Origin of the sequence: Pseudomonas defluvii (assembly GCF_001695625.1) — a bacterium.
Taxonomy (GTDB): Bacteria; Pseudomonadota; Gammaproteobacteria; order Pseudomonadales; family Pseudomonadaceae; genus Aquipseudomonas; species Aquipseudomonas defluvii.
Genome location: NZ_MBPN01000183.1, coordinates 1 through 5301 on the forward strand (window position 1 = coordinate 1; position 5301 = coordinate 5301).

Consider the following 5301-nt stretch of genomic DNA (forward strand, 5'->3'; position numbering starts at 1 on the left):
GAGCTTACATTTTCTAAGATCCTCGACTCCTTTTCCAGCCGGTCAGATTTTTTCTACACCCTTAAATGCGAAGAGCCAGTAATCATGTAGATGCCGTGGCTCACGGTCGGCATGGGGTTGGTGAATCCATAAGAAATAAAGGAAAAGAATTCCTCCAAACTTCCGCACTCCCACTCCGCTGGAATGACCCCCACTTCAGTCTGCTTGTACCCGCGCTTCACAGCCATACCGCCCCCATCTTTTTCAGATGTTCTTCCACACGACTGGCAAGCATGGCCACTTCATCAGTGAGCTGTGGCAGCGGTGTGGCGTAGCGCTCGCTCAGCTCGCGGATGCGTCCGGTCAGAGTCTGAGAGACTCGGTCGAGTTCGCCCTGTACCGCAGCGGCTAAGGTGGCGACCCACTTATCATCCACCACCAGGCTTTTGATCTCGTCCTCGCCAAGCAGGGGGTATTTCGCGTGGATCTTGTCCTCGAGGCCTTCCTCTGCCTTTTTAAGATCGGCCTTGAGGGTACTTTGCTGATCAATCAAGGCATCGTATTCGGCCAATACCTTGAACTCATCCTCATAATCCGGATCCAGGCCAATCTCGCGTTGACGTGCCTTGATCGCTTTGGCGGTGACCTTCTGCTTGTCCCCCTCACCTTCAATGACCTCACTCAGCGAGCCATCCTCACCGCTGTGCTCTTCGAGCATTTCACTCATGCTCTGCTCAACGCTGGCCAACTGGGCTTCAAGGTCTTCAATAACGCTACGCTCGACCATGAAAAAGCGGGCAATAAGAATCTCGACCGGAATCAGGTCGGACTTGAAGCGGCGCTTGCCTTGGCAGTAGTCATGCTTCTCAGCCCAACCCAGCTTGTTGTTTTTATCCTTTACCTTGAGGATTTCACGCGCTTTAGCTGCAGCTTTCCAGCCGTCGGCGCTGATCAGGTAGCAATCGTCCTGCAGGGTCCCGGCCCAGTAGTCCATCAGGTGCTGATAGATGTCGTAATGGTCAAGCAAAGGCGCCTTGGCGAAGGCACTGAGCAGGTCTTCGGACAGTGTGGCAATCAGCTCTTTAGGGTGGCTGTTGACGGCAAAGCCTTTCAACTGAGGGACGCTGTCCGCCAGCCATTGATTGAACAGCTTATCGACGCCGGCTTTGAAGGCGTTGAACTGTGGGTGGCCGAAAATGACCGGCTTCACCTCAGGGCTGACCAGCTCAAAGTAACCAGCATGGCTGGCCGGCTTGAACAACGCCGCACGCAGGGCTGGCATCACCTGCCAGTAGCTGTCGAACGCATCGATATCACGCTCGGGAATGCCACCGCGCAAATGGCCGTCGATGTCCTGAATATCCTCAGGCTCGGTGCTGTCGATATAGCGCGGCAGGTTGAGGTTGAAGTCGTTCTTCGGATCGCTGATTTCGTCGAAGGTCACCATGCGCGCGTAGCGTGGGTCGCTCTCATCCAGCCGAACGAAGGTATCGACGATCTTGTGCACATCCTGATCGCGCAGGCGATTCTTCGGGCCATCCTTGATAAAGCCCTTGGCCGCATCGATCATGAAAATGCCCTTGCGCGCACTGGCGTTTTCCTTGTCCAGTACCAGGATGCAAGCGGGAATACCCGTGCCGAAAAACAGGTTGGCCGGCAGGCCGATAATGGCTTTGAGGTAGCCGGAACGCACCAGTTGCTCACGGATCACTGCCTCGGCATTGCCGCGAAACAGCACGCCGTGGGGCAGAATGCACGCACCTTTACCGGTACTTTTCAGCGAACGGATGATGTGCAGCAAAAAGGCATAGTCGCCCTGTTTTGCCGGCGGCTCGCCCCAGGTAAAGCGCTGATAAGGGTCATTGGCTGGCGTCAACCCGACGCTCCAGCTTTTGACAGAAAACGGCGGATTGGCCACTACGTAATCATAGGTACGCAGCTGCTCACCGTCCTTGAACTTGGGCGTGGACAGCGTGTTGCCCTGCAGAATGTTGGCGGTCGGGAAGTCGTGCAGGATCATGTTCATGCGGGCGAGACCGGCGGTGGTTACGTCCATCTCCTGCCCTTCCAGGGTGATGTGCGTTCCTGCCTGGTCCGCCACTTTCAGCAACAGCGAACCTGAACCGCAAGTCGGGTCGTAGACACTCGTTTTGGCCACGGCATTGTTCGGACTGATGCCGATGACTTGGGCGATGACGCGGCTGACCTCGGACGGGGTATAGAACTGCCCCTTGCTCTTGCCGCTTTCGCTGGCGAAATGACGCATCAGGTATTCGTAGGCGTCGCCGAGAATGTCATCGTTCTCAGCTCGATTTTTCGAGAAATCCAACTCAGGCTTCTCGAATATTGCCACCAGATTGGTAAGGCGCTGCACCATGGCATCGCCTTCGCCAAGCTTGTTTGGGTCGTTGAAGTCGGGGAAGTCACTGCGCGCAAGCCGGGCGTTGGCGTCGATCAGCGGTTGAATGATCTGCGTGTTGATCTTGTCGCCGATGTCGGCCTTACCCTTGAGGGCGATCATGTCTTTGAAGCTGGCTCCCGCCGGGATGTTGACCGGCGGCGCGAAGTCATCCGAATTGCCGTACTTGTCGGAGATGTACTTGATGAACAGCATGAACAGGACGTAGTCCTTGTACTGGCTGGCATCCATCCCACCGCGCAGCTCGTCACACGAGGCCCAGAGGGAAGAGTAAAGATCGGATTTCTTGATAGCCATTGGCAATCCTGACTGGAGTAAAGAGTAAGTGCGCAGGCGTCCCCTGTTACGCGCTCGGGAAATGCCCATGGTGCCAACGTTAGACGGGGGTCGACAGATATTTGTAGCGAAGCGGAACTTTACCTGCGGTTAATGGGTGAACCTTATCTACTTCGGTTTCGTCGGGCCAGCATTTCGCCCTTATTTCTAGTCTTCATCCGCTAACACAAGTCGATCACCCGGGAAGTCGCAGAAAGTGGGCGGCGGGCTTGGATGCCGCGAACAGTAAGCCGCCGAGCTTTCCGCGCCAATACTGGACGTGTGCACAGGTAAGCAATCCGCTCACATACCGATGGCACTATGCCACCAGGTAAGCACCACTTCGCTGGTTTCTGATCATTTGCAAAGCGGAGAATGAATTTACCTGTACCCATAATTGACATATCGCCCAGCACTCATTTTCCTCAGGCGGGCTCAGCGTGCTTTCAGCAACCCCTCAAAATCCGAAGCCTGAATCTCCGAAGCACCACTCAACATGTCCCGCGCCAACGCCCGTCGCTTACTCAGCAACTCATCCAGCGTTGCCTCAAACGTCGGCATCGCGGCATCGCGAACCGTCGGGTAGTACACGTACACATCCTTCTGTTGCCCAATCCGATAGGCCCGATCCGTCGCTTGATCTTCCTTGGCCGGGTTCCAGCAACGGGTGAAGTGAATGACGTGGTTGGCCGCCTGCACGTTCACCCCAAACCCGACCGCAATAGTGGACAGGATAATGACGGCGAAGCCCGGCAGCTCCTGGAATTGGTCGATCAGCTTCTGTCGGCTATTGGCGCTCTGGCTGCTGGTACTGGTATCGCCGTTGATAACGGTTGCCCGAAAGCCGAAATGCTCCTGGATCGAGTGCTGCAACTCCCGCTGGATATCACGCAACTCGGTAAAGACGATGACCTTGTCACCGTTTCCAGCGCTTTTGATCGACTCAAGCATCTGCATCAACCACTGCAGCTTCGGCGAGTTGTCACGCAATCGCTTGTCTGGCTGGACGCTATACGGGTGGGCGCAAATCAGCTTGAGCTTGTGCAGTAACCCAAGCATGCCGGAGGTCTTTTGATCGAGCTCTTCTTCGATCTGCTGCTTCTGGCTGTACGCGGATATTTCCGACAGGTACAGATTGCGCTGCAAGGCATGCATGCTAAGTGAACGACATGCCATGTCTTCGATTTTGGCAGGCAGGTCTTTGGCAATGTCTTGCTTGGTTCGGCGCAAAGTCTGCGGTTCGATAAGACCTCGGAGGCGCTCCAGTGCAACCGTATCGCGCTCCAATTCGGCTTCGATAGGGCGCTGATACTCGCGACCGAACTGGTTCAGACCGCCCAGAAAACCTGGCTGAATGAAATCGAACAGACACCAGAGATCGATCAGCGTGTTCTCGACGGGCGTACCGGTACACGCCACTCGAAATCTAGCCGGAATGGCTTTGATCGCCTGAGTCACCAGTGCAGCTGGGTTCTTCAGCTTCTGAGCTTCGTCACACACAACGATGGACCATTGCTGGCGCGCCAGGGAAAACTCCTGATCACGCAGTGTCTCGTAAGTCGTCAGGACGATTCGGGCATCGCCCATCCAACCTGGGCGCAGCAGGTTCTTGATGCCTTTTGCTTTCAAGTCCGCAGGGATTTCTTCCTTCTTGAACTTCACTGCACTCAAGGCTGAGCCATACAGTTTCAGCACTGGCAGTGCGTCAGCGAAGAAGAACCGGTGAAGCTCACGCTCCCAGTTATCAAGCAACGAAACCGGGGCAACGATCAGTGTCGGCTTGTCCTGTGGATACTTTTCCAGGTACCAGACCAGGAAGGTGAGCAACTGGATCGTTTTTCCAAGCCCCATGTCATCAGCGAGCAAGCAACCTGATACGTCCACGGGGGACAAGCGGAACAAATGCTGCAACCACGCGACGCCTTGAAGCTGGTGCTCACGCAATACGACCTCAGGCTTGAGCAAGCCGGGCAACTCCGGCGTCGCGTCCAAAGCGGCGCGCAAGGCTGCCTGGCGAATCTGAACGTAGGTCGGCTCGTCAATGTTGTGGCCGATTTGCAGTACGGCGCGGCCAACCTTCTCCTGCTGCTGGACCAGGCTGGTCTCGACAGGGGCGATCTTCTTCGACCAGGCATCAAACAGTTGCTCGGCCGCGGCAATCGACAGCGGTGTTTCGGACTCTGGCAAACAGACTGTTTCATCACCGGCAGCGCGAGCTTCGTCCAGCCGCTGCTCAAACGCTTCAAATTGAGCACGGTCGGAAGGATCCCAGCGCCCAAGAATTTCTGCATCAATGCCCAGCGCCGCCACATCCTTCGGCAGCCAGTTCTCGGTCGCCTCTTTGACCAGGAATGGCGAAGTAATTTTTTCCGCTTCCCCGATGCCCGTCACTCGGTCGCCGTATAGCGACAGGTCCAGGACGGAGTCGAACTCGATACCCGCCGCTTCGTTTTGCCAACGCTTAAGCAGGTCGTTGATACCCGTCAGCTGGCGTAAATCAAAATCGCTAAGCTCCAGCTCATAGCCCTGCCAGAAACCGGCCGGCATGCCAGCGGCCAATTTCAGCTGCAACTCATGCACGAACGGCG

The 5301-nt window shown here is 56.0% G+C and carries 2 protein-coding genes; both read right to left on the reverse strand.

Features of this window, described 5'->3' with window-relative positions; translation table 11 throughout:
- Positions 1-217: 217 nt before the first annotated feature.
- Entirely contained in the window at positions 218-2695 is a 2478-nt protein-coding gene (locus EKA13_RS25725; protein WP_065761890.1) for an N-6 DNA methylase, read from the reverse strand.
- A 453-nt stretch (positions 2696-3148) separates the two neighbouring features.
- The coding region (locus EKA13_RS25730; protein ID WP_065761891.1) for a DEAD/DEAH box helicase at positions 3149-5301 on the reverse strand (2153 nt) is incomplete at its 5' end.

Coding starts and splice junctions, on each gene's coding strand:
- EKA13_RS25725 (WP_065761890.1), bottom strand. CDS start 2,695: ATGGCTATCAAGAAATCCGATCTTTACTCTTCCCTCTGGGCCTCGTGT.